This is a genomic window from Curtobacterium sp. MCLR17_042, from assembly GCF_003234695.1.
Taxonomy (GTDB): domain Bacteria; phylum Actinomycetota; class Actinomycetes; order Actinomycetales; family Microbacteriaceae; genus Curtobacterium; species Curtobacterium flaccumfaciens.
On sequence record NZ_QKTD01000012.1, the window covers coordinates 33,109 to 59,065 of the forward strand.

Annotated in this window: 21 protein-coding genes; 18 read left to right on the forward strand and 3 right to left on the reverse strand. The window is 69.9% G+C overall.

Annotation, left to right across the window (positions count from 1 at the left end):
- Nucleotide 1 precedes the first annotated feature (1 nt).
- The 15 genes from murD to DEJ02_RS12685 all read left to right on the forward strand — a co-directional run bounded on the left by murD (nucleotide 2) and on the right by DEJ02_RS12685 (nucleotide 17,875).
- Nucleotides 2-1,537 (forward strand): UDP-N-acetylmuramoyl-L-alanine--D-glutamate ligase, encoded by a 1,536-nt coding sequence (gene murD / locus DEJ02_RS12615; RefSeq protein WP_111023104.1) that lies wholly within the window; start codon nucleotides 2-4, stop codon nucleotides 1,535-1,537.
- Nucleotides 1,500-2,765 carry a putative lipid II flippase FtsW gene (gene ftsW / locus DEJ02_RS12620; RefSeq protein WP_110864618.1) on the forward strand — a complete coding sequence of 422 codons (1,266 nt, stop codon included), beginning with the start codon at nucleotides 1,500-1,502 and terminating at the stop codon, nucleotides 2,763-2,765. The genes murD and ftsW overlap by 38 nt, the downstream gene beginning before the upstream one ends.
- Nucleotides 2,762-3,859, forward strand: a complete 1,098-nt coding sequence (murG, locus tag DEJ02_RS12625) for an undecaprenyldiphospho-muramoylpentapeptide beta-N-acetylglucosaminyltransferase (RefSeq protein WP_071405419.1) — start codon at nucleotides 2,762-2,764, stop codon at nucleotides 3,857-3,859. The genes ftsW and murG overlap by 4 nt, the downstream gene beginning before the upstream one ends.
- Nucleotides 3,856-5,277, forward strand: coding sequence for a UDP-N-acetylmuramate--L-alanine ligase (gene murC / locus DEJ02_RS12630; protein WP_111033316.1), 1,422 nt, complete (start codon nucleotides 3,856-3,858; stop codon nucleotides 5,275-5,277). Before murG ends, murC begins: the two co-directional genes overlap by 4 nt.
- The gene (locus tag DEJ02_RS12635; protein WP_111033317.1) at nucleotides 5,274-6,560 is read left to right on the forward strand and encodes an FtsQ-type POTRA domain-containing protein; all 1,287 of its coding nucleotides are present in this window, start codon (nucleotides 5,274-5,276) and stop codon (nucleotides 6,558-6,560) included. The genes murC and DEJ02_RS12635 overlap by 4 nt, the downstream gene beginning before the upstream one ends.
- Before the next feature lie 146 nt (nucleotides 6,561-6,706).
- Nucleotides 6,707-7,867 carry a cell division protein FtsZ gene (gene ftsZ, locus DEJ02_RS12640; RefSeq protein WP_027465251.1) on the forward strand — a complete coding sequence of 387 codons (1,161 nt, stop codon included), beginning with the start codon at nucleotides 6,707-6,709 and terminating at the stop codon, nucleotides 7,865-7,867.
- A 7-nt stretch (nucleotides 7,868-7,874) separates the two neighbouring features.
- Nucleotides 7,875-8,600 carry a YggS family pyridoxal phosphate-dependent enzyme gene (locus tag DEJ02_RS12645; protein WP_111033318.1) on the forward strand — a complete coding sequence of 242 codons (726 nt, stop codon included), beginning with the start codon at nucleotides 7,875-7,877 and terminating at the stop codon, nucleotides 8,598-8,600.
- Nucleotides 8,601-8,641: 41 nt separating this feature from the next.
- Complete coding sequence (locus tag DEJ02_RS12650) at nucleotides 8,642-9,226, forward strand: cell division protein SepF (protein WP_071405422.1); 585 nt, start codon at nucleotides 8,642-8,644, stop codon at nucleotides 9,224-9,226.
- A 68-nt stretch (nucleotides 9,227-9,294) separates the two neighbouring features.
- A complete protein-coding gene (locus tag DEJ02_RS12655; RefSeq protein WP_111033319.1) occupies nucleotides 9,295-9,591 on the forward strand; it encodes a YggT family protein in 297 nt (98 codons plus the stop codon).
- Between the two features lie 185 nt (nucleotides 9,592-9,776).
- Nucleotides 9,777-10,457 (forward strand): DivIVA domain-containing protein, encoded by a 681-nt coding sequence (locus tag DEJ02_RS12660; RefSeq protein ID WP_071405424.1) that lies wholly within the window; start codon nucleotides 9,777-9,779, stop codon nucleotides 10,455-10,457.
- 2 nt (nucleotides 10,458-10,459) lie between these two features.
- On the forward strand, nucleotides 10,460-11,164 hold the full coding sequence (gene lspA / locus DEJ02_RS12665; protein WP_258378730.1) for a signal peptidase II: 705 nt from the start codon (nucleotides 10,460-10,462) through the stop codon (nucleotides 11,162-11,164).
- Nucleotides 11,161-12,090, forward strand: coding sequence for an RluA family pseudouridine synthase (locus tag DEJ02_RS12670; RefSeq protein WP_111033320.1), 930 nt, complete (start codon nucleotides 11,161-11,163; stop codon nucleotides 12,088-12,090). Before lspA ends, DEJ02_RS12670 begins: the two co-directional genes overlap by 4 nt.
- A gap of 1,143 nt (nucleotides 12,091-13,233) precedes the next feature.
- Nucleotides 13,234-16,713 carry a DNA polymerase III subunit alpha gene (dnaE, locus tag DEJ02_RS12675; RefSeq protein ID WP_071245757.1) on the forward strand — a complete coding sequence of 1,160 codons (3,480 nt, stop codon included), beginning with the start codon at nucleotides 13,234-13,236 and terminating at the stop codon, nucleotides 16,711-16,713.
- 11 nt (nucleotides 16,714-16,724) lie between these two features.
- Nucleotides 16,725-17,075, forward strand: a complete 351-nt coding sequence (locus DEJ02_RS12680) for a DUF2200 domain-containing protein (protein ID WP_111033321.1) — start codon at nucleotides 16,725-16,727, stop codon at nucleotides 17,073-17,075.
- Nucleotides 17,072-17,875, forward strand: coding sequence for a hypothetical protein (locus DEJ02_RS12685; protein WP_146249284.1), 804 nt, complete (start codon nucleotides 17,072-17,074; stop codon nucleotides 17,873-17,875). The genes DEJ02_RS12680 and DEJ02_RS12685 overlap by 4 nt, the downstream gene beginning before the upstream one ends.
- Before the next feature lie 59 nt (nucleotides 17,876-17,934).
- On the opposite strand, the gene DEJ02_RS12690 is transcribed toward DEJ02_RS12685, so the two are convergent.
- Together DEJ02_RS12690 and DEJ02_RS12695 are read right to left on the reverse strand one after the other, a co-directional pair.
- The gene (locus DEJ02_RS12690; RefSeq protein WP_111023114.1) at nucleotides 17,935-19,389 is read right to left on the reverse strand and encodes a glycosyltransferase family 2 protein; all 1,455 of its coding nucleotides are present in this window, start codon (nucleotides 19,387-19,389) and stop codon (nucleotides 17,935-17,937) included.
- Entirely contained in the window at nucleotides 19,386-20,756 is a 1,371-nt protein-coding gene (locus tag DEJ02_RS12695; RefSeq protein ID WP_111033323.1) for a glycosyltransferase family 4 protein, read from the reverse strand. The genes DEJ02_RS12690 and DEJ02_RS12695 overlap by 4 nt, the downstream gene beginning before the upstream one ends.
- Before the next feature lie 168 nt (nucleotides 20,757-20,924).
- Between DEJ02_RS12695 and DEJ02_RS12700 the strand changes: the two genes are divergently transcribed.
- The 3 genes from DEJ02_RS12700 to DEJ02_RS12710 are packed head-to-tail and all read left to right on the forward strand — an operon-like array spanning nucleotide 20,925 to nucleotide 23,202.
- Nucleotides 20,925-21,746 (forward strand): ABC transporter permease, encoded by an 822-nt coding sequence (locus tag DEJ02_RS12700; protein WP_111030339.1) that lies wholly within the window; start codon nucleotides 20,925-20,927, stop codon nucleotides 21,744-21,746.
- Nucleotides 21,743-22,471, forward strand: coding sequence for an ABC transporter ATP-binding protein (locus tag DEJ02_RS12705; RefSeq protein WP_258367169.1), 729 nt, complete (start codon nucleotides 21,743-21,745; stop codon nucleotides 22,469-22,471). The genes DEJ02_RS12700 and DEJ02_RS12705 overlap by 4 nt, the downstream gene beginning before the upstream one ends.
- Before the next feature lie 32 nt (nucleotides 22,472-22,503).
- Entirely contained in the window at nucleotides 22,504-23,202 is a 699-nt protein-coding gene (locus tag DEJ02_RS12710) for an acyltransferase (protein ID WP_258372791.1), read from the forward strand.
- Here the strand turns inward: DEJ02_RS12710 and DEJ02_RS12715 are convergent.
- Nucleotides 23,136-25,865, reverse strand: coding sequence for a CDP-glycerol glycerophosphotransferase family protein (locus DEJ02_RS12715; RefSeq protein ID WP_111033324.1), 2,730 nt, complete (start codon nucleotides 25,863-25,865; stop codon nucleotides 23,136-23,138). The two genes, DEJ02_RS12710 and DEJ02_RS12715, sit on opposite strands and share 67 nt — an antisense overlap.
- Between the last annotated feature and the right edge of the window lie 92 nt (nucleotides 25,866-25,957).

Consider the following 25,957-nt stretch of genomic DNA (forward strand, 5'->3'; position numbering starts at 1 on the left):
GGTGTCCTCGCCGTCCCGCCTCCAGTCCCTCGACAGCTGGTACTCCGAGGGGTGGAAGGGGCTGAACGTCGCCGTCCTCGGCCTCGGTGCCACCGGGTTCTCGGTCGCCGACACGCTCGTGGAACTCGGCAGCGAGGTGACGGTCTACTCGTCCGACGCCCCCGCCGACAGCGTCGAGCTGCTCGACGTGATCGGTGCCCGGTTCCTGCAGACCCCGCTCGACACCGTGCCGGACGCCCTCGTGCAGCAGGCGCCCGACGTCGTCATCGTGTCGCCGGGGCTGCCCCCGCACAACGCCACCGTGCAGTGGTCGGTGACGAACAGCACCGTCTGGGGCGACATCGAGCTCGCCTGGCGCGTGCGCGACAAGGTCGTCCGCGGCCCGGTCGCGGCCCCCTGGATCACGATCACGGGCACGAACGGCAAGACCACGACGACACAGCTCACGACCGCGATGTACGAGGCCGGCGGCCTGCGTGCCGTCGCGTGCGGGAACATCGGCGTGCCGGTGCTCGACGTCGTCCGCGACCCGGTCGGCTACGACGTGCTCGTCGTCGAGCTCTCGAGCCACCAGCTGCACTACGCGGCGACGTCCGGTGACGGCGCCGTGGTGCCGCTCGCGAGCGCCTGCCTGAACATCGCCGACGACCACCTGGAGTGGCACGGCTCCGCCGAGGCGTACCGCGCGGCGAAGGCCAAGGTCTACGAGCGCACCGTGATGGCGTGCGTCTACAACACCTCGGACGAAGCCACCCGGCAGATGGTGCAGGAGGCCGACGTGGTGGAGGGCTGCCGTGCGGTCGGCTTCACCCCCGGTGTCCCCGCTCCCGGTGACGTCGGCATCGTCGAGGACGTCCTGTGCGACCGGGCCTTCAACGAGGACCGCCGCAACAGCGCGCTCGAGCTGTCGACCATCGCCGACCTCGAGGCAGCCGGGCTCGCAAGCCCGCACATGACCATGAACGTCCTGGCCGCCGCCGCCCTGGCCCGTGCGGGCACCGTCCAGCCGAGCGCCATCCAGTCGGCCGTCCGGGCGTTCCGCGCCGACCACCACCGCACCGAGCTCGTCGCCCAGGCGGACGGCATCACCTGGGTCGACGACTCCAAGGCCACGAACCCGCACGCCGCCACCGCGTCGCTCGCGTCGTTCGACACCGTCGTGTGGATCGTCGGCGGTCTGTTCAAGGGCGTCGACGTCGACGGGCTGGTCGAGCGCTTCGGCCCCGGCGTCCGCGCCGTCGTGGTGATCGGCACCGACCGGACCCCGGTCCTCGAGGCATTCGCGCGACACGCGTCCACGGTCCCGGTGCTCCAGGTGGAGACGACGGACACTGATCAGGTCATGCGCGAGGCGGTCCGGCATGCCGCATCGGTCGCGAGGCCGGGCGACACCGTCCTCCTCGCCCCGGCGGCGGCGTCGTTCGACCAGTTCGGCTCCTACGCCGACCGGGGGCAGCGTTTCGCGGCCGCGGTCAACGAGCACCTGGGAGGAGAAGTCGATGGCGACGACACCGACGGATCTTCCGAACAGCCGTAACGGCCGGACCGCGACGACCCCACGACGGACGAACGGCGCGATCGTCGCCGTCAAGAACGTCTTCGTCGCGGAGTCCAGCACCTTCTACACGATCCTCGGCGTCACGCTGTTCCTCGTCGTCTTCGGCGTCGTGATGGTGCTGTCCTCGTCGAGCGTCGAGGAGTACGCGGCGACCCACGACTTCTTCGGGGCGGCGTCCCGCCAGGGCCTGTACGCCGTGCTCGGCGTGCCGCTCATGCTCATCGCCAGCCGGGTCCCGACCCGGATCTGGCGGAAGTGGGCGATGCGGCTGCTCGGTGCGGCGCTCGTCCTGCAGCTGCTCGTGTTCACCCCGCTCGGCATCGACATCCAGGGCAACCGGAACTGGATCGAGCTCGGGTCGTTCACCGCGCAGCCGTCCGAGGTCGTGAAGCTCGGGCTGGTGCTCGGCATCGGCGCCATCATCTACGTCAAGCGGGACAAGCTCGACGACTGGAAAGAGGTGTTCATCCCGATCGGGATCGCCTCGATGCTCTCGCTCGGGCTCGTCGTCCTCGGTGGTGACCAGGGCACCGCGATGGTCATGCTCATCCTGGTGTTCGGCGCGCTGTACATCGGCGGTGTCCGCGCCCGGCACCTGCTCGTCGGCCTCGGCGCGTTCGCCGTGATGCTGCCCTTCGTGACGATGGCCTCGGCCTCGCGTTCCACCCGCATCAGCGCCTGGCTGTCCGGGTGCACCGACACCAGCCAGTACCAGGACATCTGCTGGCAGCCCGTGCACGGCATGTGGGCGCTCGCGTCCGGCGGCGTGTTCGGCGTCGGCCTCGGCAACTCGAAGGCGAAGTGGTCGTGGCTGCCCGAGGCGGACAACGACTACATCTTCGCGATCATCGGCGAGGAGCTCGGCCTGATCGGCGCCGTCGTGGTGCTCAGCCTGTTCGTGGTGCTCGCCGTCGGCATGATCAAGATCATCCGGCAGTCCCGCGACCCCTTCGTGAAGACGGTCACCGGTGGCATCCTCGCGTGGATCATCGGCCAGGCGCTCATCAACATCGCCGTCGTGCTCGGCCTGCTGCCCGTCCTGGGTGTGCCCCTGCCACTCATCTCAGCCGGTGGATCGGCCCTCATCATGACCCTGGTCGCGATCGGCGTCGTGCTCTCCTTCGCCCGTGACCTGCCCGGCAAGAACGACCCCGGCCTGACGAACGCCCCACTCGGCCGGACCTCCACGAACGGATCACTGCGGTGAGCAAGTACCTCTTCGCCGGCGGCGGCACCGCCGGCCACGTCAACCCCCTGCTCGCGGTCGCCGACCGGCTGACCGAGCGGGAGCCCGGCGCCGAGGTGCTCGTGCTGGGCACCGCCGAGGGCCTGGAGTCCCGTCTCGTGCCGATGCGCGGCTACGAGCTGCTGACGATCCCGCGCCTACCGTTCCCGCGGAAGCTGAACGGTGCCGCCCTGCGCTTCCCGCAGCGCTTCGCGGCGGCGGTCAAGCGGACCGAGCAGATCATCCGCGACCACGAGATCGAGGTGGTCCTCGGGGTCGGTGGCTACGCGGCCGCTCCGGCGTACATCGCCGCCCGCCGCACCGGCACCCCGATCGTCGTGCACGAGCAGAACGCCAAGCCCGGGCTGGCGAACCGCCTCGCCGCCTTCCTCACCGAGCATGTCGGCCTCACCTTCTCGAACACCCGCCTGCGTCACGGCCGCGTCGTCGGCATGCCGCTCCGTCGCGAGATCGAGTCGCTCGACCGCCGTGCCGTCCGGGCCGAGGGGCTCGCCGAGTTCGGGCTCGACCCGGACCGGCCCGTGCTGCTCGTGACCGGTGGCTCCTCGGGTGCGCGGAGCATCAACCGGACGATCAACAAGTCCGCCGCCGCGATCGTCGGAGCCGGCTGGCAGGTCCTGCACGTCGTGGGCGCCGCGTCGGACATCGGCCCGAGCGACCTCGACGGCTACCACGTGCTGCCCTACTGCGACCGGATGGACCTGGCGTACGCGGCGAGCGACTTCGTCGTGTCGCGCTCCGGTGCCGGCATGGTGTGCGAGCTGACCGCCGTCGGGCTGCCGAGCGTGCTCGTGCCGTACCCGGTGGGCAACGGTGAGCAGCGCCACAACGCGAAGGACGTCGTCGACGCCGGGGGAGCCGTCCTGGTGGCCGACGGGGAATTCGACCAGGACTGGGTGACGTTCCAGCTGCTGAGCATCCTGCAGGACCGCTCCCGCATCGCGGACATGACCGTCCGGGCGGGCAGCGTCGGCCACCGCGACGGCGCCGACCGGATGACCGACCTGGTCCTCGACGCCGCGAAGCAGGCCCCCAGCACCACGGAGGAACGATGACCATCAAGCCGGACCTGACCCAGCCGATCCCGGACGACCTGGGCACGGTGCACTTCGTCGGCATCGGCGGAGCGGGCATGAGCGGGATAGCCCGGATGTTCCTCGCCGCCGGGCACCGCGTGACGGGCAGCGACTCCCGCGAGACGGAGACGACCGGCACGATGCGCGACCTCGGCGCGACCGTGCACATCGGTCACGACGCGGCGAACGTCGGCGAGGCCGACACCATCGTCGTCACGAGCGCCCTCTGGCCCGACAACCCGGAGCTCCTCGAGGCGCAGCGCCGCGGTCTGCCGGTGCTGCACCGCTCGCAGGCCCTCGCCGCCCTGATCGCCGAGCACCGCCTGGTCGCGGTCGCCGGTGCGCACGGCAAGACCACCTCGACCGGCATGATCGTCACCGCGATGGTCGAGCTCGGCCTCGACCCGAGCTTCGTCAACGGCGGCGTCATCCAGTCCCTCGGCACCAGCTCGGGCCCGGGGTCCAGCGACCTGTTCGTGGTCGAGGCCGACGAGTCCGACGGCTCGTTCCTGCTCTACGACGTCGCCGTGGCCCTGATCACCAACGTCGACGCCGACCACCTGGACCACTACGGCAGCGAGGAGGCCTTCACCGAGGCCTTCGTCGAGTTCGCCGCGAAGGCGAGCGAGCGCGTCGTCATCTCAAGCGACGACGTCGGTGCGAAGACGGTCACCGCCGGCATCCGCCAGCGCCCGGACGCCCCGGAGATCGTCACCTTCGGCGAGGCCGTCGACGCGGACGTCCGCATCGAGGGCATCACCGAGTCGGCTGGTGTCGAGGTCGACTTCCGCGCCGGTGGCGAGGCGTACCACCTGACCCTCCGCGTGCCCGGCCGCCACAACGCGATCAACGCCGTCGGCGCCTTCGCGGTCCTGACCGGCCTCGGCGTCGCCCCGGCCGACGCGGTCCGCGGGCTCGAGGCGTTCGGTGGCACCCAGCGCCGCTTCGAGCTGCACGGTGTCGAGCGCGGCGTCTCGGTCTACGACGACTACGCGCACCACCCGACCGAGGTCGCCGCGGCGCTCAAGGCCGCCCGCAACGTCGTCGGCGACGGTCGCATCATCGCGATCCACCAGCCGCACCTGTACTCGCGCACCCGCCTGATGGCCGGCGACTTCGCCAAGGTGTACGAGGAGCTCGCCGACCACACGGTCGTGCTCGACGTCTACGGCGCCCGCGAGGACCCGGAGCCCGGCGTGACCGGTGCCCTGGTGCAGGAGCGCTTCGCCGACCAGTCGCGCGTCGAGTTCCTGCCCGACTGGGACGAAGCGGCGGCCCGCGCGGCCGCGGTCGCCCGAGACGGCGACATCATCATGACGCTCAGCTGCGGCGACGTGTACCGGATCATCCCGCAGGTGCTCGGCGCCCTGGGCACCGACGGAGCGTCGTCCCGGTGAAGCGCCCCGAGGGGTTCGACGAGGGGGACGCCCGCAGGGACGCCCCGGCCGAGGCCGCGGAAGCGCCCCGGCAGCGTCGTGGTCCCTCGAAGCCGCGGCTGCCGTTCCGCGGACGCGTCGCCGACGACCGGGAGGCCCGTCCCACGTCCGCCCCGGACGCCCCGGTCGACGAGACGGTAGACGACACCGCCGAGCCCACCCCCGCGGACCGGCCCGCCGCCGACACGTCGGGTCCGCACCGCGACCGCGTCGGCGCGTTCGCCGGTGCGGCCGGACGCCGGTTCGGCGCCGGGCTCTCCACCGTCGCCGACCGCCTGCGCGAGTACACCCCGAACGAGGACCACCGGGACGAGGAGGCCGACCGCCGCGACGCGGAACGCCGAGCGGCCTCGAGCGGTGGAGCCGACCACGACGCGACCGTGACCGACGTGCTCGACGCGACCGGTGCCTCCCGGACCGACCAGCACACCGAGGCGCCCATCGGGGCGCGGGTGCGCGCTGCCGAGACCGCCCGCGAGGCGCGCATCGCGAAGCGGCGCCGCCGCCTGCTCGAGCGTGCCGAGGTCCGCCGGTTCACCCGGCGCAGCCGGCACCGCCGCGCCGCGTGGATCACGGCGGCGAGCGTCGTCCTGGTGCTCGGGGTCTCGATCCTCGTCGCGGTGTTCTCCCCGCTGATGGCGCTCCGCACCATCGAGGTCAAGGGCACCAACCGCGTCGACGAGTCCGCGCTGCGCCAGGCGCTGTCCGACCAGATCGGCACGCCACTGGCCCGGCTCGACTTCGACGCGATCAAGCGGGACGTCGCCGGGTTCCCGCTCATCGAGAGCTACGTGACCGAAGAGGCCCCGCCGCACACGCTCGTCGTCACGGTGACCGAGCGCACGCCGGTGGTCGCGGTGCGCTCCGGCAGCACCTTCGACCTCGTCGACCCCGCGGGCATCGTCGTGCAGTCGTCGCCGAAGCGCCCGGCGACCATGCCGCTCGCCGACATCGCCCGTGCGCGCCTGGGGTCCTCGAGCTTCCGCACCATGACCGAGGTCGTGCTGGCGCTGCCCTCGACGGTCCGGTCCCAGGTGACACGCGTCGCCGGGTCGACGGCCGACGACGTCACCCTGACGCTCAAGGACGGCTCGACCGTCGTGTGGGGGAGCCCGGACGACTCGGACGCGAAGGCCGAACTGCTCGCCGCGCTGGTCAAGGACCACGCGGCACGGAACCCAGGCGTCGTCGTCGAGTACGACGTCTCGGCACCGGACAACGGCGTGATCCGCGCCAAGGACTGAATTGCCGGACCTGATCGGCGACACGCGGCGTGGCGGGGCGACACTGCGCCGAACGCACCCGTAGCGTCGGAGCCAGCACCACATCTACCAGCATTGCCCCTGAACTTCAAGTAGAGGTTGAGGGTTCTACCGGAGGCCTGACTGACGTGACCACGAACCACAACTACCTCGCCGTCATCAAGGTCGTCGGTGTCGGCGGCGGCGGCGTCAACGCCGTCAACCGCATGATCGAGCTCGGTCTCCGTGGGGTCGAGTTCATCGCGATCAACACCGACGCCCAGGCACTGCTGCTCAGCGACGCCGACGTCAAGCTCGACGTCGGCCGCGAGATCACCCGCGGCCTCGGTGCCGGCGCGGACCCCGAGGTCGGCCGTCGTGCCGCCGAGGACCACGCCGAGGAGATCGAAGAGGCCCTGGCCGGCGCCGACATGGTGTTCGTCACCGCGGGCGAGGGCGGCGGCACCGGCACCGGTGGTGCACCGGTCGTCGCGCGCATCGCGAAGTCCATCGGCGCACTGACCATCGGTGTCGTCACGAAGCCCTTCAGCTTCGAGGGCAAGCGCCGCCAGTCGCAGGCCGAGAACGGCGTCGCGGGCCTCAAGGACGAGGTGGACACGCTCATCGTCGTCCCGAACGACCGCCTGCTCGAGATCAGCGACCGCGGCATCTCCATGGTCGAGGCCTTCGCCACGGCCGACCAGGTGCTCCTGGCCGGTGTGCAGGGCATCACCGACCTCATCACGACCCCGGGCCTGATCAACCTCGACTTCGCCGACGTCAAGAGCGTCATGCAGGGTGCGGGTTCCGCGCTCATGGGCATCGGCTCGTCGCGCGGTGCCGACCGTGCGATCAAGGCGGCCGAGCTCGCCGTCGCGTCGCCGCTGCTCGAGGCCTCCATCGACGGTGCGCACGGCGTGCTGCTGTCGATCCAGGGTGGCTCGAACCTCGGCATCTTCGAGATCAACGACGCCGCGCGTCTGGTGCAGGAAGCCGTGCACCCCGAGGCGAACATCATCTTCGGTGCGGTCATCGACGACACCCTGGGCGACGAGGTCCGCGTGACCGTCATCGCCGCGGGCTTCGACGGCGGCGAGCCGGCGCAGCAGCAGAAGGAACGTCGCTCGAGCTACGTCGACCCGGAGTCGAGCGCAGCGGCGCCCGTCGCCGCCTCGACCGGCGCGATCGAGGACTCCACCACGTCCAGCCCCTCCTGGGCCTCGCAGGAACACCAGCCGCCGGTGCAGCGCGCCGCCGACCCGGCGTTCGACGACGACGACGAGCTCGACGTCCCCGACTTCCTGAAGTAACCCACCCTTGGTAGCCGACACGCGCCTCTCGTCCGCCTCGTCACCCGACGACGGACCGGAGGCGCGTCTCGCGTCCGTCCGGAGCGGCATCGCCGACGCGGCGCGAGCCGCAGGGCGCTCGCCCGACGAACTCACGCTCGTCGTCGTCACGAAGTACCACCCGGCGTCACTCGTGCGCGAGCTCGCCGCACTCGGCGTGACCGACGTGGGGGAGAACCGCCACCAGGAGGCGCAGGCGAAGGCCGCCGAACTGGCGGACCTCGGCCTGACCTGGCACTTCGTCGGGCAGCTGCAGTCGAAGAAGGCCCGGCAGGCCCGGCGGTACGCCCACGTCGTGCAGTCGCTCGACCGCGGCTCCGTCGTCGACGCGTTCGCCCCGACCGAGGCCGAGCCGGAGCCGCCGGTCATCGACGGCTTCGTGCAGGTCAACCTCACCGACGACCCCGGCCGTGGCGGGGTGCAGCCGGACGACGTTGAGGCGATGGTGGCGCGTGTGCTGGCCACCGGGACCATCCGGCTGCGGGGTGTGATGGCCGTCGCGCCCCTCGACGAGGAGCCCCGAGCCGCCTTCGCCCGACTCCGCTCGATCTCCGAACGGGTGGTGTCGCTCGAGCCCGGCGCGACCGACATCTCGGCCGGCATGAGCGGGGACTACGCCGAGGCGATCCTCGAGGGCGCGACACACCTGCGGATCGGCACCGCAATCACGGGAAACCGGCCGCCCGCACCCTAGCCTCGTTGCAGGGCACCACGAGCACGAACCCCGGAGGAACCATGGCCAACCCGCTGAAGAAGACGATGGTCTACCTCGGCCTCGCCGATGAGGAACTCGACTACGAGGACGAGCAGCAGGCCGAGCCCGCGCGCCAGCAGGCAGCCCCTGCTCGCCAGGCCGCAGCGGCTGCTCCGGCGCCCGCCGAACCGCAGGAAGCCCCCGCCGCGGCAGCAGCCCCGGCGGCAGCTCCCGCAGCGGCGCCGGCTCCCACCAAGACGCACACCCACCAGCGCGGCGCCCAGGTCACTCCGCTCCGCCGCTCGCACACGACCGCACAGAAGGCGACCCCGGTCCAGGAAATGAACGAGATCCTCACCGTCCACCCGCGCGAGTACAAGGACGCCCAGTCCATCGCCGAGAGCTTCCGCGACGGCATCCCCGTCATCATCAACCTCTCGCAGATGACCGAGGGTGACGCCCGACGCATGATCGACTTCGCCTCGGGACTGTCGCTCGGCCTGTTCGGCAAGATCGAGCGCGTCACGAACAAGGTCTTCCTCCTGTCGCCGGCCCACGTCGCAGTGAGCGGTGAGCCCGCTGAGGTAGAGTCCGACATCGAGGCGAACTTCTTCGCCCAGTCCTGAGCCGTACCCGGCACACCCGCCCCTGAGCGTCGTCTGACGACGCTCGCCCGAGACGAGCGAGCCCCATCGTGTCCGTGATCCTAGGGATCATCTCCCTCGCGTTGCTCCTGTACTTCTTCGTGATGTGGGGGCGCTTCGCCCTCGACCTCGTGCAGAGCTTCAACCGTTCCTGGCGGCCGCGCGGGGGCATGCTCGTGGTGTCCGAGTTCGTCTACACGGTCACGGATCCGCCCATCCGAGCGGTGCGACGGGTCCTCCCGCCGCTCCGCCTCGGGCCGGTGGCGCTCGACTTCGGCTGGACGATCGTGATGCTCGTCGTCATCATCGCCCGGTTCGTGGTCGCCGCTCTGGCACGCAGTATCTGAGCGGACTCCCGTCCGCGACACGCGCCACGCCCGGCGCAGGTCACGGTTCCGCCCCATCGTCGGTGTACGGTGGTCGGGATCGATGCCCGCTCCGGTGGTGCATCCGCACCGCACGGTACGACTGGTAGATTCGGTCGCACCGCACGCGGTTCCACACGTTCAGCAGTTCTATTGAGGTGACGGCAATGGCTTTGACGCCGGAAGACGTAGTCAACAAGCGGTTCCAGCCGACGAAGTTCCGCGAGGGCTACGACCAGGACGAGGTCGACGACTTCCTCGACGAGGTCGTGGTCGAGCTCCGTCGCCTGACCGCGGAGAACGACGAGCTCCGCCAGCGCCTGCAGGCGGCCGAGTCGGCCCCGCAGCCGGCGCAGGCCGAGCAGCCCGCTCCCGCAGCCGAGCCGGAGCCCACCCCGGCCCCGGTCGAGGCAGCACCGGAGCCCGCTCCGGTCGCCGCGGCGGCTCCGGCAACGACGGTGCCCGCCGACGAGGACACCGAGGGCACCACGAACCTCCTGACCCTGGCGCGTCGTCTCCACGAGGAGCACGTCCGCGAGGGCATCGAGAAGCGCGACGCGCTCATCGCCGAGGGCACGGCCCAGGCGGCTCGCCTGGTCTCCGAGGCCGAGGCGAAGCAGCGCCAGATCATCGCCGACACCGAGAACACGAACCGTCAGCGTGTCGCGGTGCTCGAGCAGGAGCAGCGCCAGCTCGAGGGCAAGATCGACGAGCTCCGGACCTTCGAGCGCGACTACCGTGCGCAGCTCAAGAGCTACATCCAGGGTCAGCTCTCCGAGCTCGACACCTCGGGCGAGCAGTCCGGTCTCACCCCGGCGCCGGCTTCGGCGCAGGGCTTCGGCAACTGACGTTGTCGCGACCAGCATCACGAGCGAAGGTCAGTGTCCGCGCGATCGCGGCACTGGCCTTCGCCGCTGTCGTGGTGGTGGCGTTCGACCAGGTCGCCAAGACGCTGGTCGTCGCGAACCTGCCGTACGGCACCCCCGTCCCGGTCCTCGGCGGGGCGTTGCAGTTCCTGTACGTCCGGAACCCGGGGGCCGCGTTCTCGTTCGCGGTGAACATGACCTGGGTGTTCTCGGTCATCTCGGCCGCGGTCGTCGTCGCGATCATCGTGTACTCGCGTCGCATCCGGTCGATGTGGTGGGCCATCGTGCTCGGCATGCTGCTCGGCGGTGCGCTGGGCAACCTGCTCGACCGGCTCTTCCGTGAGCCCGGCTTCGGTCGTGGCCACGTCGTCGACTTCATCTCGACGCCGTGGATGATGCCGGCGATCTACAACGTCGCCGACTCCTTCATCTGCATCAGCATGGTGGTCTTCGTGCTGCTGGTGATCCTCGGGGTGAACCTCGACGGCACCCGCACGCTCTCGGCCAAGCGCCAGGCGCAGCTCGACGCGGCGCAGCCGGTCGACGCGGCGCAGCCGGTCGACGCGGCGGAGCCGCTCGACGGTGGGGCCGCGTTCTCGTCGGCCGATGCCGCTCTCGACGAGCCGACCCGCGCCTCCAGGCCGGAGGACCGCGACCGTCGCGACACGCTGGGCCACGACGCCACGTGAGCGAATCGCGTTCTCTTCCCGTGCCCGACGGGCTCGCCGGTGAGCGCGTCGACGCCGCCATCGCGAAGCTCCTCGGCTTCAGCCGGTCGTTCGCGGCCGACGTCGTCGCGGCCGGTGGCGTCCGCGTCGACGGTGTCACCGTCGACAAGTCGGACCGGCTGCACGCCGACTCCTGGCTCGAGGTCGAGTGGACCCCGAAGGAGCCGCCGCGCATCGTCCCGGCGGCCGTTCCGGGCATGACGATCGTGCACGACGACGAGGACATCGTCGTCGTGGACAAGCCCGTCGGTGTCGCCGCGCACCCCTCGCCGGGGTGGGACGGTCCGACCGTGCCCGGGGGCCTCGCCGCCGCCGGCTTCACGATCGCGACGTCGGGCGCCGCCGAACGCGCCGGGATCGTGCACCGCCTCGACGTCGGGACCTCGGGCCTGATGGTCGTCGCGAAGACCGAGCTGGCGTACACGCACCTGAAGCGGGCATTCAAGGAGCGCACGGTCGAGAAGGTCTACCACGCACTCGCGCAGGGCCACCCCGACCCGACCTCGGGCACGATCGACGCCCCGATCGGCCGGCACCCGTCGAGCGACTGGAAGTTCGCGGTCACGTCGGAGGGCAAGCCGAGCGTCACCCACTACGAGACGCTCGAGGCCTTCCGTGCCGCCACCCTGCTCGAGGTGCACCTGGAGACCGGGCGCACCCACCAGATCCGGGTGCACATGGCTGCCACACGCCACCCGCTCGTCGGGGACACGATGTACGGCGCCGACCCGGTGCTCGCGGCCGAGGTCGGGCTGACGCGCCAGTGGCTCGACGCCGTCCGGCTGGGCTTCGACCATCCCCGCACGGGCGAGTGGGTGTCGTTCGAGGCGCAGTACCCGGATGACCTGCAGGCAGCGCTGGAGCAGATCCGGAGCGCGTCGCTCTGACGCGCCCGGGCGCTTGTGCCGAGGGGTCGCGAACTGTCGGCTGGGGCGCCGCCAGGCGACGCTTTCTGTGCCCGCGGCGGTCGGCGTGCGGCGTGTCCTGCCGTCTCGGCGGGGCGGCCCGCGGGTCCAGACCGCCGCGCCCGGGCGATTGTGCCGACGGGTCACGAACTGTCGACTGGGGCACCATCAGGCGACGCTTTCTGCGCCCGTGGCGGCATGTGCACGGCGTGTCCTGCTCCCTCGGCGGGGTGCCCCGCACGTGTCGCGACCCGGTGCCGGTCTGGAGGCGCGCTGCGGCCCCGCCCCGCGCCTCCTGTCCGGCACGCCCGGGCGCTTGCGCCGAGGGGTCACGAACTGTCGACTGCGGCGCCGCCAAGCGACGCTTTCTGTGCCCGCGGTCGTCGGCGTGCGGCGTGTCCTGCTCTCTCGGCGGGGCGCCCCGCGCGCGTCGTGACGCGGTGCCGGTCTGGAGGCGCGGTGCGGGCCCGCCCCGCGCCTCCCGTCCGCCGTGCCCGGGCGCTTGCGCCGAAGGGTCACGAACTGTCGGCTGCGGCGCCGCCAAGCGACGCTTTCTGCGCCCGCGGCGGAGCGCGCGCGGGGTGTCCTGCCCCCTCGCCCGGGCGCCCCGCGTGTCCAGTCCGCGGTGCCCGGGCGCTTGCGCCGAGGGGTCACGAACTGTCGGCTGCGGCACCATCAGGCGACGCTTTCTGCGCCCGCGGCGGCCTACCTGCGGCGCGTCCTGCCCTCTCGGCGGGGCGCCCCGCGCGTGTCGTGACGCGGTGCCGGCCTGGAGGCGCGCTGCGGCCCCGCCCCGGGCCTCCCGTCCGGCACGCCCGGGCGCTTGCGCCGAGGAGGCGCGAACTGTCGGCTGGGGCGCCGCCAGGCGACGCTTTCTGCACCCGCGGCGGCCTGCGTGCGGCGTGTCCTGTTCCCTCGGCGTGGCGCCCCGCGCGCGTCGCGACCCGATGCCGGTCTGGAGGCGCGGTGCGGCCCCGCCCCGTGCCTCCTGTCCGCTCCGACGCGCGCGGGAATGTGGGCGGCTGCGGTTAGGCTGTTCCCACCCCGCAGCACACCGTACGAACCGGAGGTTCCGTGTCGGATTCCGACTCCTTCGTCCACCTGCACGTGCACAGCGAGTACTCGATGCTCGACGGTGCCGCCAGGCTCTCCGACCTCGTGGCGGAGACCGCCGCGCAGGGGATGCCCGCCGTGGCGGTGACCGACCACGGCAACATGTTCGGCGCCTTCGAGTTCTGGAAGGCCGCCAAGGCCGGTGGCGTCAAACCGATCATCGGGACCGAGGCGTACATCACGCCCCGCACGCACCGCTCGGACAAGACCCGTGTGCGCTGGGGTGACGGTGGCGGCGACGACGTGTCCGGCGCCGGCTCGTACACGCACATGACGATGTTCGCCGAGAACACGACGGGCATGCACAACCTGTTCCGGCTGTCGTCCAAGGCGTCGCTCGAGGGCTACTACTTCAAGCCCCGCATGGACATCGAGCTCCTGCAGGAGTACCACGAGGGCATCATCGCCACGACGGGCTGCCCCTCGGGGGAGATCCAGACGCGTCTGCGTCTCGGCCAGTACGACGAAGCGGTGCAGGCCGCCGCCGACTACCGCGACATCTTCGGCAAGGAGAACTACTTCGCCGAGGTCATGGACCACGGCCTCGAGATCGAACGCCGGATCATGAGCGACCTGATCCGCCTGGCGAAGGACCTCGACATCCCGCTGGTCGGCACGAACGACCTGCACTACACGCACGCCCACGACGCCAAGTCGCACGCGGCACTGCTCTGCGTGCAGTCCGGGTCGACCCTGAACGACCCGAACCGCTTCAAGTTCGACGCGGACGAGTTCTACCTGAAGACCCCGGCGCAGATGCGGCACGTCTTCCGCGACAACCTCGAGGCCTGCGACAACACGCTGCTCATCGCGGAACGCTGCAACGTCGAGTTCGACACCTCGGCCAACTACATGCCGAAGTTCCCGGTGCCCGAGGGCGAGACCGAGCACTCCTGGTTCGAGAAAGAGGTCGCGAAGGGGCTGGACTACCGGTACCCGGACGGCATCTCGAAAGAGGTGCAGGACCGAGCCGACTACGAGGTCGGCATCATCAACCAGATGGGGTTCCCGGGCTACTTCCTGGTGGTCGCGGACTTCATCAACTGGTCCAAGAACAACGGCATCCGCGTCGGTCCGGGTCGTGGCTCCGGCGCCGGCTCGATGGTTGCGTACGCGATGCGCATCACCGACCTCGACCCGATCCGGCACGGCCTGATCTTCGAGCGGTTCCTCAACCCGGACCGCGTCTCGATGCCCGACTTCGACGTCGACTTCGACGACCGGCGCCGCGGTGAGGCGATCAAGTACGTCACCGAGAAGTACGGGTCGGAGCGCGTCGCGCAGATCGTCACGTACGGCACGATCAAGGCGAAGCAGGCGCTCAAGGACTCCTCGCGCGTCCTCGGGTTCCCGTTCGGCATGGGCGAGAAGCTCACGAAGGCCATGCCGCCGCCCGTGATGGGCAAGGACATCCCGCTCACCGGGATCTTCGACAAGGACCACCCGCGCTACAAGGAAGCCGTCGACGTCCGCACCGTGGTCGAGACCGACCCCGAGGCGAAGACGGTCTTCGACACCGCGCTCGGCCTCGAGGGGCTGAAGCGCCAGTGGGGCGTGCACGCTGCCGGCGTCATCATGTCGAGCGACCCGCTCATCGACATCATCCCGATCATGAAGCGGGAGCAGGACGGCCAGATCGTCACGCAGTTCGACTACCCGGCAGCGGAGTCGCTCGGCCTGATCAAGATGGACTTCCTGGGGCTCCGCAACCTCACGATCATCAGTGACGCCCTCGACAACATCAAGACGAACCGTGGGACCGAGCTCGACCTCGAGAACATGGGGCTCGAGGACCCCGAGGCGTACGCGCTCCTGCAGCGCGGCGACACCCTCGGTGTGTTCCAGCTCGACGGTGGGCCGATGCGTGGCCTGCTGCGGCTGATGAAGCCCGACAACTTCGAGGACATCTCCGCGCTCATCGCCCTGTACCGCCCGGGGCCCATGGGTGCGAACTCGCACACGAACTACGCGCTCCGCAAGAACGGCGAACAGCCGATCACGCCGATCCACCCGGAGCTCGAGGAGCCCCTCAAGGACATCATCGGCACGACCTACGGCCTGATCATCTACCAGGAGCAGGTCATGGCCATCGCGCAGAAGGTCGCCGGGTTCTCCCTCGGCCAGGCGGACATCCTCCGCCGCGCGATGGGCAAGAAGAAGAAGTCCGAGCTCGACAAGCAGTACGCGGGCTTCCAGCAGGGCATGAAGGACAACGGGTACTCCGACGCGGCGATCAAGACGCTGTGGGACATCCTGCTGCCCTTCTCCGACTACGCGTTCAACAAGGCGCACTCGGCGGCCTACGGTGTGGTGTCCTTCTGGACCGCGTACCTCAAGGCGCACTACCCGGCCGAGTACATGGCCGCCCTGCTGACGAGCGTCGGCGACGCCCGCGACAAGCTCGCCCTCTACCTGAACGAGTGCCGCCGCATGGGCATCAAGGTGATGCCGCCGGACGTCAACGAGTCGATCGGCTTCTTCGCCGCAGTCGGCGACGACATCCGCTTCGGCATGGGTGCCATCCGCAACGTCGGGTTCAACGTCGTCGACGACATCGTCAAGGCGCGGACCGAGAAGGGCGCCTTCGAGTCGTTCCACGACTTCCTGCGCAAGATCCCGATCTCGTCGGCGAACAAGCGCACGGTCGAGTCGCTCATCAAGGCCGGTGCCTTCGACGAGTTCGGCGACACCCGCCGAGCCCTGGTGGAGATCCACGAGGGCGCGGTCGAGGGCGCGGTGAAGGTCAAGCGCGACGAGGCCCACGGCAACGTCGGGTTCGACTTCGACTCGCTCTTCGCCGAGGCAGCCGAGGACGCCCCGAGCGCCGCGGTGTCGCAGGTTCCGGACCGTCCGGAGTGGTCCAAGCGCGACAAGCTGGCGTTCGAGCGGGACATGCTCGGGCTCTACGTGTCCGACCACCCGCTCGCCGGGCTCGAGATCGAGCTCGCGAAGCACCAGTCGATCACCATCGCCGACCTGCTCACCGCCGACGACTCGATCGAGGGTGAGACGGTCACCGTCGCCGGCCTGCTGACGAGCGTGCAGCACCGGGTGGCGAAGACGAGCGGCAACCCGTACGGCATCGTCGACATCGAGGACTTCGGCGGCCAGATCGGCGTGATGTTCCTGGGCAAGACGTACCAGGAGTTCGGCCCGTCCCTCGTGCCCGACTCGATCGTCGTCCTGCGCGGCCGCGTCAACGTCCGCGACGACGGCAAGGCCCTGCACGCGGTGAGCATGTTCCAGCCGAACGTCGGCGATGCGATGGGCTCCGGGCCACTCACGCTGTCGTTGCCCGAACGGCAGGCCACGACGACCACGGTGACGGAACTCGCCGCCGTGCTCGGCCGCCACCAGGGGGACACCGAGGTGCGGTTGAAGCTGCTCAAGGACGACGTCGCGCGCACCTTCGAGCTGCCGTTCCCGGTGAACCTGACCCCGGACCTGTTCGGCGAGCTGAAGAGCCTGCTCGGACCGCGCTGCCTGGTGTAGGTGCGTCGACCATGGCCGGTCACCGGATCTTCGGGACGCCCGTCGCGGACGTCTACGGGCACTACCTGGCGAAGGTGGAGCGGAAGGGCCACACGAAGGCGGAGCTCGACACCGTCATCGAGTGGTTGACCGGCTTTGACGACCGGGCGCTCGCGCAGCACCTGGCCGACCGGACCACGTTCGAGGACTTCTTCGCTGGCGCACACCTGAACCCGAACGCCCCGCTCATCACCGGGGTGATCTGCGGGGTGCGGATCGAGGAGCTCGACGACCCGCTCATGCGGCAGATCCGGTACCTCGACAAGCTCGTCGACGAGGTCGCCAAGGGCCGGCCGATGGTGAAGATCCTGCGGACCGCGTGACCGACACGCGGCCGGCGCCCCCGGACCCCGGAGTGCTCGCCGCGTTCGGTGCGGGAGCAGCCGCACCGGTGCCCCTCGTGGGCGGCCGCGGCCGCTCCTGGCGGGCGGGCGGCATCGTCCTCCGGCCCCACGACGGTGCGCTCGTGACCGACTGGCGCGCTGCGCTGCTGGCGGACCTGGGCCACACGTCGGCGTTCCGGACTCCGAGACCGGTGCCCACTCGCGCCGGTGCCTGGCGGTGCGGGGAGTGGGAGGCGTGGGAGTTCGTCGCCGGGGCAGCTGACGAGACCCGTGTCGACGACGTCATCCGAGCGGGTCGGGCCTTCCACCGCGCAGTCGCCGGCGTCGGGTGCCCCGCGTTCCTCCGGACGGCCGACCCCGAGACCGACGACCCGTGGCGTCGCGCCGACCGCATGGCCTGGGGCGAGGCACCACTGCCGACCGACCCGACCCTCGATCGCCTCGCCGCGGCGTTCCGTCCCGTCCACGCGCCGGCGCAGTTGGTCCACGGGGACCTGCTCGGCAACGTCCTGTTCGCGGAGGGACTCGCGCCCGGGATCATCGACTGGCCACCCTACTGGCGTCCGGCCGGCACGGGAGCCGCGATCGCCGCGGTCGACGCGGTCTGCTGGCACGGCGTGTCCGTCGACCGTCTCGACGATCTCGGCGAGGGTGAACACGAGTGGCGGCAGTTGCTCCTGCGGGCCCTCGTGTTCCGGGTCGCCACGCTGCACCTGCTCGGTGCGTTCGACGTGGCCAGCATCGCGCGACACCGTGCGGTCGTCGACGCACTCGCGTGACGGACGGGAGGCCCGTGGCGGCGCCGCCACGGGCCTCCCGTCCGCTCGTCGGTCGTCGCTCAGGCGCCGCGGCCGGCGATCGCGCGGAGGCGGGCGACGATGCGCGGGTTGCGCGCACCGAACGTGAGCGCGGCGAGGCGTCGGACCGACACCGTCGCGCGGTGCACCAGGAGGCCGGTCGCTTCGGCGATGTCCGAAACCGCGTGCCAGCGAGCACGCAGGGACGCGGGGTCGATCTCGTTCGCGGCGGCTGTGCGGACGAGCCGGACGAGGTCGTCCCCGTCACGCCAGCTCGTGCTCTGGTTCTCGAAGCGGCGCAGGATGCGGTCGATCGCCGACGCACGGTGGTTCGCGACCGCGTGTGACCACCGGACGTCCTGCGACACGGGGTCGACGAGGATCCAGCGGGGAGCGTTGGCGTTGAGCGCGGAGAGCTGCGCGAACGTGGTCAGGGCACCGAGCGCGACCGCGACGTCGAAGATCTGCCGTGGCCGACCCCCGACTGCGATCGCAGCGCCCGGGAACGCCTCACGGGCGTCCCGGATCTGCGACTTCGCGACGATGATCGTGACGACGACGTCATCCGGCGCTGCAGCGAGGGTGCTGCGGGTCCGGGCGATGACCTCGTCCGTCAGGTCGGCCGGGAGGTGCAGCGCCACGCGGACGACGTCGTCGTCGGGCAGGAACGCATCGGCGAACACGTCGACGGCGTCACGGTACCGGGCGAGGAAGAGCGCGATCGCGCCGCCGTAGAACGGGTAGCGCTCGAGCAGGATCCGCTCGTGCTCGAGTCGGAGCGAGGGACCGCGATCCCCGCTGAAGCTCGTCGAGCCCGTGTGCAGGACCAACGCGCGGTTCGCCAACACCGAGGTGAAGCCGTGCTCGTTGATCCGCAGGCAGAAGTCGTTCTCCTCGCCGTAGCCGGGGGAGAAGACGTCGTCGAACAACCCGAAGCGGTCGACCATCTCGCGCCGGATGAGGAAGCAGAAGCCCATCGCCACGGGGGAGACCGTGTGCCGCGGGAGCAGGTACTTCGTCCGGCCGTGCAGCTCGCGGGTGCGGCGCGGTGCGAGGCTCGCCCGCGGGTTCCGCCGCGCGTAGGGGAAGGACGCGATCGTGGCGTTGTCGCTCCTCGCGCACACGACGCCGATCGAGTCGTCCGAGGCCAGGACCGCGGTCATCTCGTCCAGGAACCCCGGCATCGGGACGGTGTCGCTGTTGAGGAGCAGGACGTCGTTGCCCGTGCGGTCGAGGTCGAGGACCGCCCGGTTGCAGTTGCCGACGAAGCCGAGGTTGCGGCTGTTGCGGGTGTACTCGAACCCCTCGTGGTCACCGACGAGCTCGAGCACACGGGCCTCGATCGCGTCGACGCGGGGGCCCACGTCGTTCGCCAGGAGCACGCGGTCGACGGAGAAGTCCACCGTCTCGAGCAGTGCCTCGATGCAGCGCTCGAGACCGGGGAGGTCGTCGTAGATCGGGACGACGATCGTGACCGGACGACGGTCGCGCGTCATCGCCGAGCCAGCTTCCGGACGACGACGCCGGGCTGGGCGAGGAGTCGGCCGACCGCCCCCGAGCGGGATCGCACGCGGCTCGCGAGGAGTCCGACGGCGGCTCTGGCGCTCGTCGCACCGAGCGAGGCGTACGCGCCGGGCAGCTCGAACCAGTAGCGCGCCGCCTGGGGGAGCCGGTAGCCCTCGGTGCCGACCAGCGCGACCAACCGTGCGATGGCCGCCGCGTTGTCGTGGCCCGCACCCGTGACGGTGGCGAGGCGTTCCGGTGCAGCCGCACCGTGCCTCCTGGCCGTGTCCGGGTCGGCCGCGTACGCAGCGAGGGCGTCAGCGAGGGTGTTCGTGTCGTCGGCATCGACCAACGCGCCGGTCACACCGGGCTCCACGAGTTCCGCGCTGCCGCCCTGGCGCGTGGCGACGACGGCCCTGCCGAGCGCCATGTACTCGGCGGTGGTGCGACCGAAGGCCTCGATGGTGGACGGTGTGACGCAGACGTCGGCCGCGTGGATGAAGGGCGCGGGCGTGTGCTGCTCGCCAGCGAAGACGACGTGCTCGGCGACACCGAGCGCGCGGGCGCGGTCGGTGAGCCGCTGGTCCTCACCCGGGTGCTTCCAGCTCCCGACGAAACAGACGCTCGCGGTCACGCCTCGTCGGCGCAGCGCGCCGAGCGCGTCGACGACGCGGTGTTGCCCCTTGGACTCCTCGACGCGGCCGAGGACGGTGATCCGCAGGCCGGGTTCTGCTTGCGGGAAGGGGGCGACGGCAGGCGTGTCGTCCTTCGTCGCCAGGAGTCGGCTCGTGTCGACCGTCGGGTAGGCGACGGAGAGCTTGTCGGCGGGGATGTACTGGGCGAGGTGGTCGCGCATCGCCTCGGAGTTGGTGACGACGGCCCCGGACAGCAGGCCGATGTCGCCGAGGACGCCCGCACGGCCCGTCTGGAACTGCAGACCGTGGTCGAGGTCGCCGTACTCACGGACGAACCACGCCTGCGGGATCCCGAGGACCGCGGCGGCGAACGACGCCCACGGAGCGACGAGTGTGTTGGTGACGACGAGGTCCGGGCGCTCGCGCTCGTACTTCCGGATGATCGCGTTCACGGCGGCGTAGTCGACGGTCGCGAAGGCGGCGCGTTCGGCAGCCGGTGCGGGCTGTGGACTCGGCAGGGCCCAGCCGCGGAACCGCAGCGCGTCGTACGACCAGCCACGCTCGTCGAGGGCATCGATGAACTTGCCGCGCGGGGCCTTGGTGATGAAGGTCGGCGTCATGGCCGGGTCCTGCGCCTGCCAGTCCTCCACGAAGCGGATGAGTGACCGTTCCGCCCCGCCGAGGTTCACCGGCGCGGTGGAGTGGTTGGCGAAGCTGACGATCACCCACCAACCCTACTCAGGTTTCACCAGGTGTTCGTCTCCGCGGCACCCGCAGCGGACATGCATCACCGAGTCGAACGTGGCAAGTGCAACCTTTGTGCGAGAATGTCTCGTCCCCGAATCCCTGTGAGGAGCGCTGCGTTGCGCCCCGGAGGAGCCTGCACCCGAAGCATGACGTACCTGAACGAGCTCATGTCGTCGCGGGAACTCCTGGCGAACCTCACCGCCCGCGAGGTCAAGGGCAAGTACCGCCGCACGGTCTTCGGGCAACTGTGGTCCCTGATCAACCCGCTCGCGACGATGCTGATCTACACGATCGTGTACTCGTTCATCTTCCGGGCACGACTCGAGGTCGGTGACCCCAGCGGGCTGAACATCTACCCGCTCTGGCTCATGTGCGGGCTGCTGCCCTGGATCTTCGCGCGCAACGTCATCAACTCCGGCATGACGTCGATCGTGGCCAACGGCTCACTGATCAAGAAGGTGTACTTCCCGCGGATGACCCTGCCGCTCGCGGCCGTCGGGTCCTTCGGGTTCACGTGGCTGGTGGAGATGGGGGTGCTGCTCATCGCGCTCGCGATCGCCGGGTCGAACTTCTGGCTCTACCTGCCGCTGATCGCCCTGACGATGGTGTTCCTCGCCATGTTCTCCGCCGGCCTCGGGCTGATCCTGTCGATCATCAACGTGCACTTCCGCGACATGCAGCACCTGGTCGGCATCGCACTGCAGATGTGGATGTACCTGTCGCCGATCATCTACCCGCTCTCGCTCGTCGAGGACGCCGCCAACAAGGCCGGACACCCGTGGATCATCCACGTCTACAAGCTCAACCCGATCGAGCGGTTCTCCGAGGTCTTCCGGAACCTCATGTACGACAACCGCCTCCCGAACTGGACCGACCTGGTCGCGTGTGCCATCGCCGGGTGCGCCTCGCTCGCGATCGGCTACGTCGTGTTCTCCCGCAACGAGAAGAAGCTGGCTGAACTCCTGTGAACGACTCCGCCGTCTCCGTCGAACACGTCTCCAAGCGCTTCCGCATGTACCACGAGCGCAACGACTCGCTGAAGAGCATGGTCATGCGCGGGAAGAAGTCCGTGCACGAGGACTTCTGGGCGCTGAAGGACGTGTCGTTCGAGGTCCCGCATGGATCGACCTTCGGCCTCATCGGCAAGAACGGGTCCGGCAAGTCGACGCTGTTGAAGTGCCTCGCCAAGATCCTCTGGCCGGAAGAGGGCTCGATCACCGCGCGTGGCAAGCAGGCGTCGCTGCTCGAGGTCGGCTCTGGGTTCCACCCGGAGCTCTCCGGTCGCGAGAACGTGTTCCTGAACGGCTCGATCCTCGGGATGAGCCGCAAGGAAGTGGCGCGGAAGTTCGACGACATCGTGTCGTTCTCCGGTGTGGGCAACTTCATCGATCAGCCGGTGAAGAACTACTCGTCCGGCATGTACGTGCGACTCGGGTTCTCCGTCGCCGTTGCGGTCACGCCGGACATCCTGGTCGTGGACGAAGTGCTGGCCGTCGGCGACGCGACGTTCCGCAAGCGCTGCCAGACGAAGTTCAAGGAGATGAAGGACGAGGGCCGCACGGTCATCCTCGTCTCGCACTCCATGGGGACCGTCAAGGACATGTGCGACCAGGTCGCCTGGCTCAACGAGGGCGAGCTGAAGATGATCGGCCCGACCAAGAAGGTCGTGTCGGCGTACGAGGCGACCGTCTGAGCGTGCTCCTGCGCTGCGCCTAGGCTGGAACCGTGCAAACGGATGTTGAGGAGCTGTCGGCCTACTCGGACGACCGCGGGAACCGTATCGAGTACGTCGGCCCGAAACGGGGGAACGTCAAGATCACGTTCCGCGGGTCGAACAACGTCGTGCGGGTCCACCAACGTGCGCGTCTCGGGCGGATCGTGGTGAGCATGGACTGCGACAACGGTCTGCTCGACATCGCGGAGAACCACGGTGCGCCGGCGTTCGTCGCGAACATCAGGATCGGGCAGGACTCGTCCGTGCTCGTCGGCGCCAACGCATCCACCACCGCCAACTGCGTGATCTCGGCGACGGAGGGGACGACCGTGCGGATCGGCGACGACGTCATGATCGCTTCGCACGTCCAGATCCGGGCGGACGACGCGCACCCGATCTTCGACGTCCGCACCGGAGCGCGGGTCAACGTGTCGAGGTCGATCGACATCGGTGACCACGTCTGGCTCGCACTCGGCGTCACGGTCCTCGGCGGTACCACCGTCGGGCGCGGCTCCGTGATCGGGACCGGGTCGATCGTGACGGGCCGGGTCCCCAACAACTGCATCGCCGTCGGGACGCCGGCACGGGTCGTGCGGCGCGACGTCGCCTGGGAGCGGCCGCACCTCTCACTGAAGGAGCCCTTCTACAAGCCGGACGCGTCGACGGTCGAGCGTTCGCCGTTCTGGGAGCTCACCGAAGCCGACGACTGATCCTCGGCGGGCAGCGCGGCCTCGGGCTCGGCTGGTCGTGGCCCGCCCGTCAACCACTCCATCATCTGGATGACGCGTTCCGAATTGCGCCCGTCCCGCGTGACGAAGGTCCGTCGCGCCCGTTCCCGGAACGTGTCCGACGGGCGGAACCCGGCCTCCGCGATCCGTTCGACAGCGCCTTCCACTTCCCGGACGGATCCGGTGACCTCGCCGAACCCGGCTTCGTCGTAGTCGAAGTACCCGCGACGACCACTGTGCGAGCCGCCGAAGAACTCGCGGAGGTCGAAGTGGAAGTACACCACCGGGACGTCGATGAAGGCGGCGTCGAAGGCCAGCGACGAGAAGTCGGTCACGAACGCGGCACTCCGCGCGAGGACGTCCTGCACGCCGTCGACGGCGAAGTCGAGGATCTCCACGTCGTCGGGCAGGTGGAAGTCGGTCAGGTACGGACGGAGGAGCGGGTGCGGCATGAGCGCGAGGCGCTTCCCGGTCCGCTTCGCGAGTGCGCGGAGCTCCGGCGACGACATGAGCGCCGTGTACTCCTTGGCGAAACGGCTCTCCATGAACCGGTCGTCACGCTCCCACGCTCCGGATCCTGCGACCTGCGCCCCGACGAGGTAGTGACGCCAGGTGGGCATGACGAGGATGAGGTCGCGCTCGGTTTCCTGCTTCGCCCGGCTCTTCTCGAGGAGCGCGTCGAAGCGGGGCAGCCCGGTCAGGACGACCTCGTGCTGGGAGAAGATCCACTGTCCGTGGCCCGCGATCGCGTCCCGCTCCTGCGGGGTCGAGACCACGAACAGGTCGGGTCGCTTCGAGTTGAGCCACCGCGACAGGTCGTAGTTGATCACGCCGTGCTGCAGGAAGGTGAAGTGGAACCGCGGCTGCCCGAACTTCGACGCGGGCAGGGGCTTGGTGACGAAGTCCGCGATGTGCGACGACGCGACGTGCTCGGCGTGGAGCATCAGTTGCACCCACTCGAGCGACCGGAACGCGATCATCCGGAACCCCTCGCGCTGCAGGCGGTCCCAGTCCTTGGAATCGCGGTTGAGCACGAAGTAGGCGTTGATGTCCGGACGGTGCCGTCGAACGTACCGGTAGGCGTGTTCCGCGTTGTCGTTCGCGTCCGTGTCCCGATCGATGAACACCCACGCGCCCTGGAACCGTTCGCGTGCGCGCCGCGTGCGGGCCAGCGTCGGTGCCAGGGCGTTCCGGAGTGCGGTCTTCTGCAGGGAGTTCCGGGTCGTGATCGCACGCTCGCGCACCGCTCGCCAGACATGCTGCTTGTTGGTCAGCTCCACCTCGTTGGGATCGACCACGCGTCGGCGCTGCGCCAGGATCTGCGGTTCGAGCTGGCGGCGGGTCAGGGTTGCGTAGTGGTTCGGCACTTCACCCCGGGCGAAGACGACCTGCTGTCCGTCCACGTGCATCTCGGTGACGTGGCCGCGGGGGATCCAGATCACGCGCCGGCGAACCAGCGGCCGGCCGTAGAAGACGAAGTCCTGGACGGTCTCGAACTCGGGGACGACCTCGTGTCCGTCGACAGCGATCTGTTCCGCCGGGATCTCGCCGGTGAACCAGTACTGGAGCTGCACGAGTTGGTGGGCCTCATCGACCTGAGCGAGGTTGACGGTGTTCGGGCGGTCCGGTTCGTCCCGGTACCCGACGAGCATCGCCCGCCGCACCGCGAACTCGACGGGCAGCAGGTCGAAGGAGCGCACCGCTTCCGGACCGACCCGCTGCAGGACCGCAGCCGCCAGCTCGTGGAACTCGTCGAACGCATCGGCGGGGGCGAGGGCCGAGGGCGACCGGATCGCACGCTCGCGCCGGAAGTACCCGACGAGGTCGTAGAGGACGGTGTTCGCCACCCAACGATCGATGCGTCCGGTCGCCGACGCCTCGTCGAGGAGCCCGAGGTGACCGTGACGGAGCACGTCGGTGTACTTCCGTCGGTCCTCGTGGCTGGTCTGCATGGTGGAGCTGCCGTCGCCGCGCTGACGGTAGCGGTACTTGGCCGAGGCCATCAGACCGATCCGGTGCAGTCCGTTGCGGAGCAGGTAGCGCGCGACGAAGTGGGCGTCCTCGAACGTGGGTCGGACACGACCGTCGAACCGGAGACCCGCCGCCTCGACGAGGTCACGACGCATGAACGCCGCGTTCACGCCGGTCTGCACGATGGGGTCCAACCGCATGTCGACGATGCGCGATCCCTTCTCGAAGCGCTTGCGGGACGGGTGCCCGTCCGTCACGCCGCCGTCGTCGTCCAGGAGGAGCTGATGGGCCGCCAGGAGCGCGACGTCGTCCGACGCGTGCAACTCGATGAACTTCGCGACCTCTTCGAAGTACCGTTCCTCCAGCTCGTCGTCGGCGTCGACGAAGGTGACCCACTGCCCGGTGGCCCGGGCCAATCCGGTGTTCCGTGCGTCGGCGATCCAGGCGTTGTCCTGGTGGATCACGGTCACGTCGGCTCCGGCAGACCTTGCCCAGTCGTCGAGGAGCGACCCGGTCGAGTCGGTCGACCCGTCGTCGACGAACACGAACTGCACACGGTCGTGGTCGAACGTCTGCCGTTCGAACGACCGCAGGAGCGTCGGGAGGTACCGTTCCACGTCGAGCGCCGCCACGACGACGGAGATGAGTGGTGTGGTCCGGATCGCTGAGTCCATCGGTCGATCGGCTCCCTGTCGTCGTGATGCACGTGCTGCGATAGTTTAGGGCTGAAGTCGAGGTTGGCTCGTCGCGCACTGCGCAACCCGAA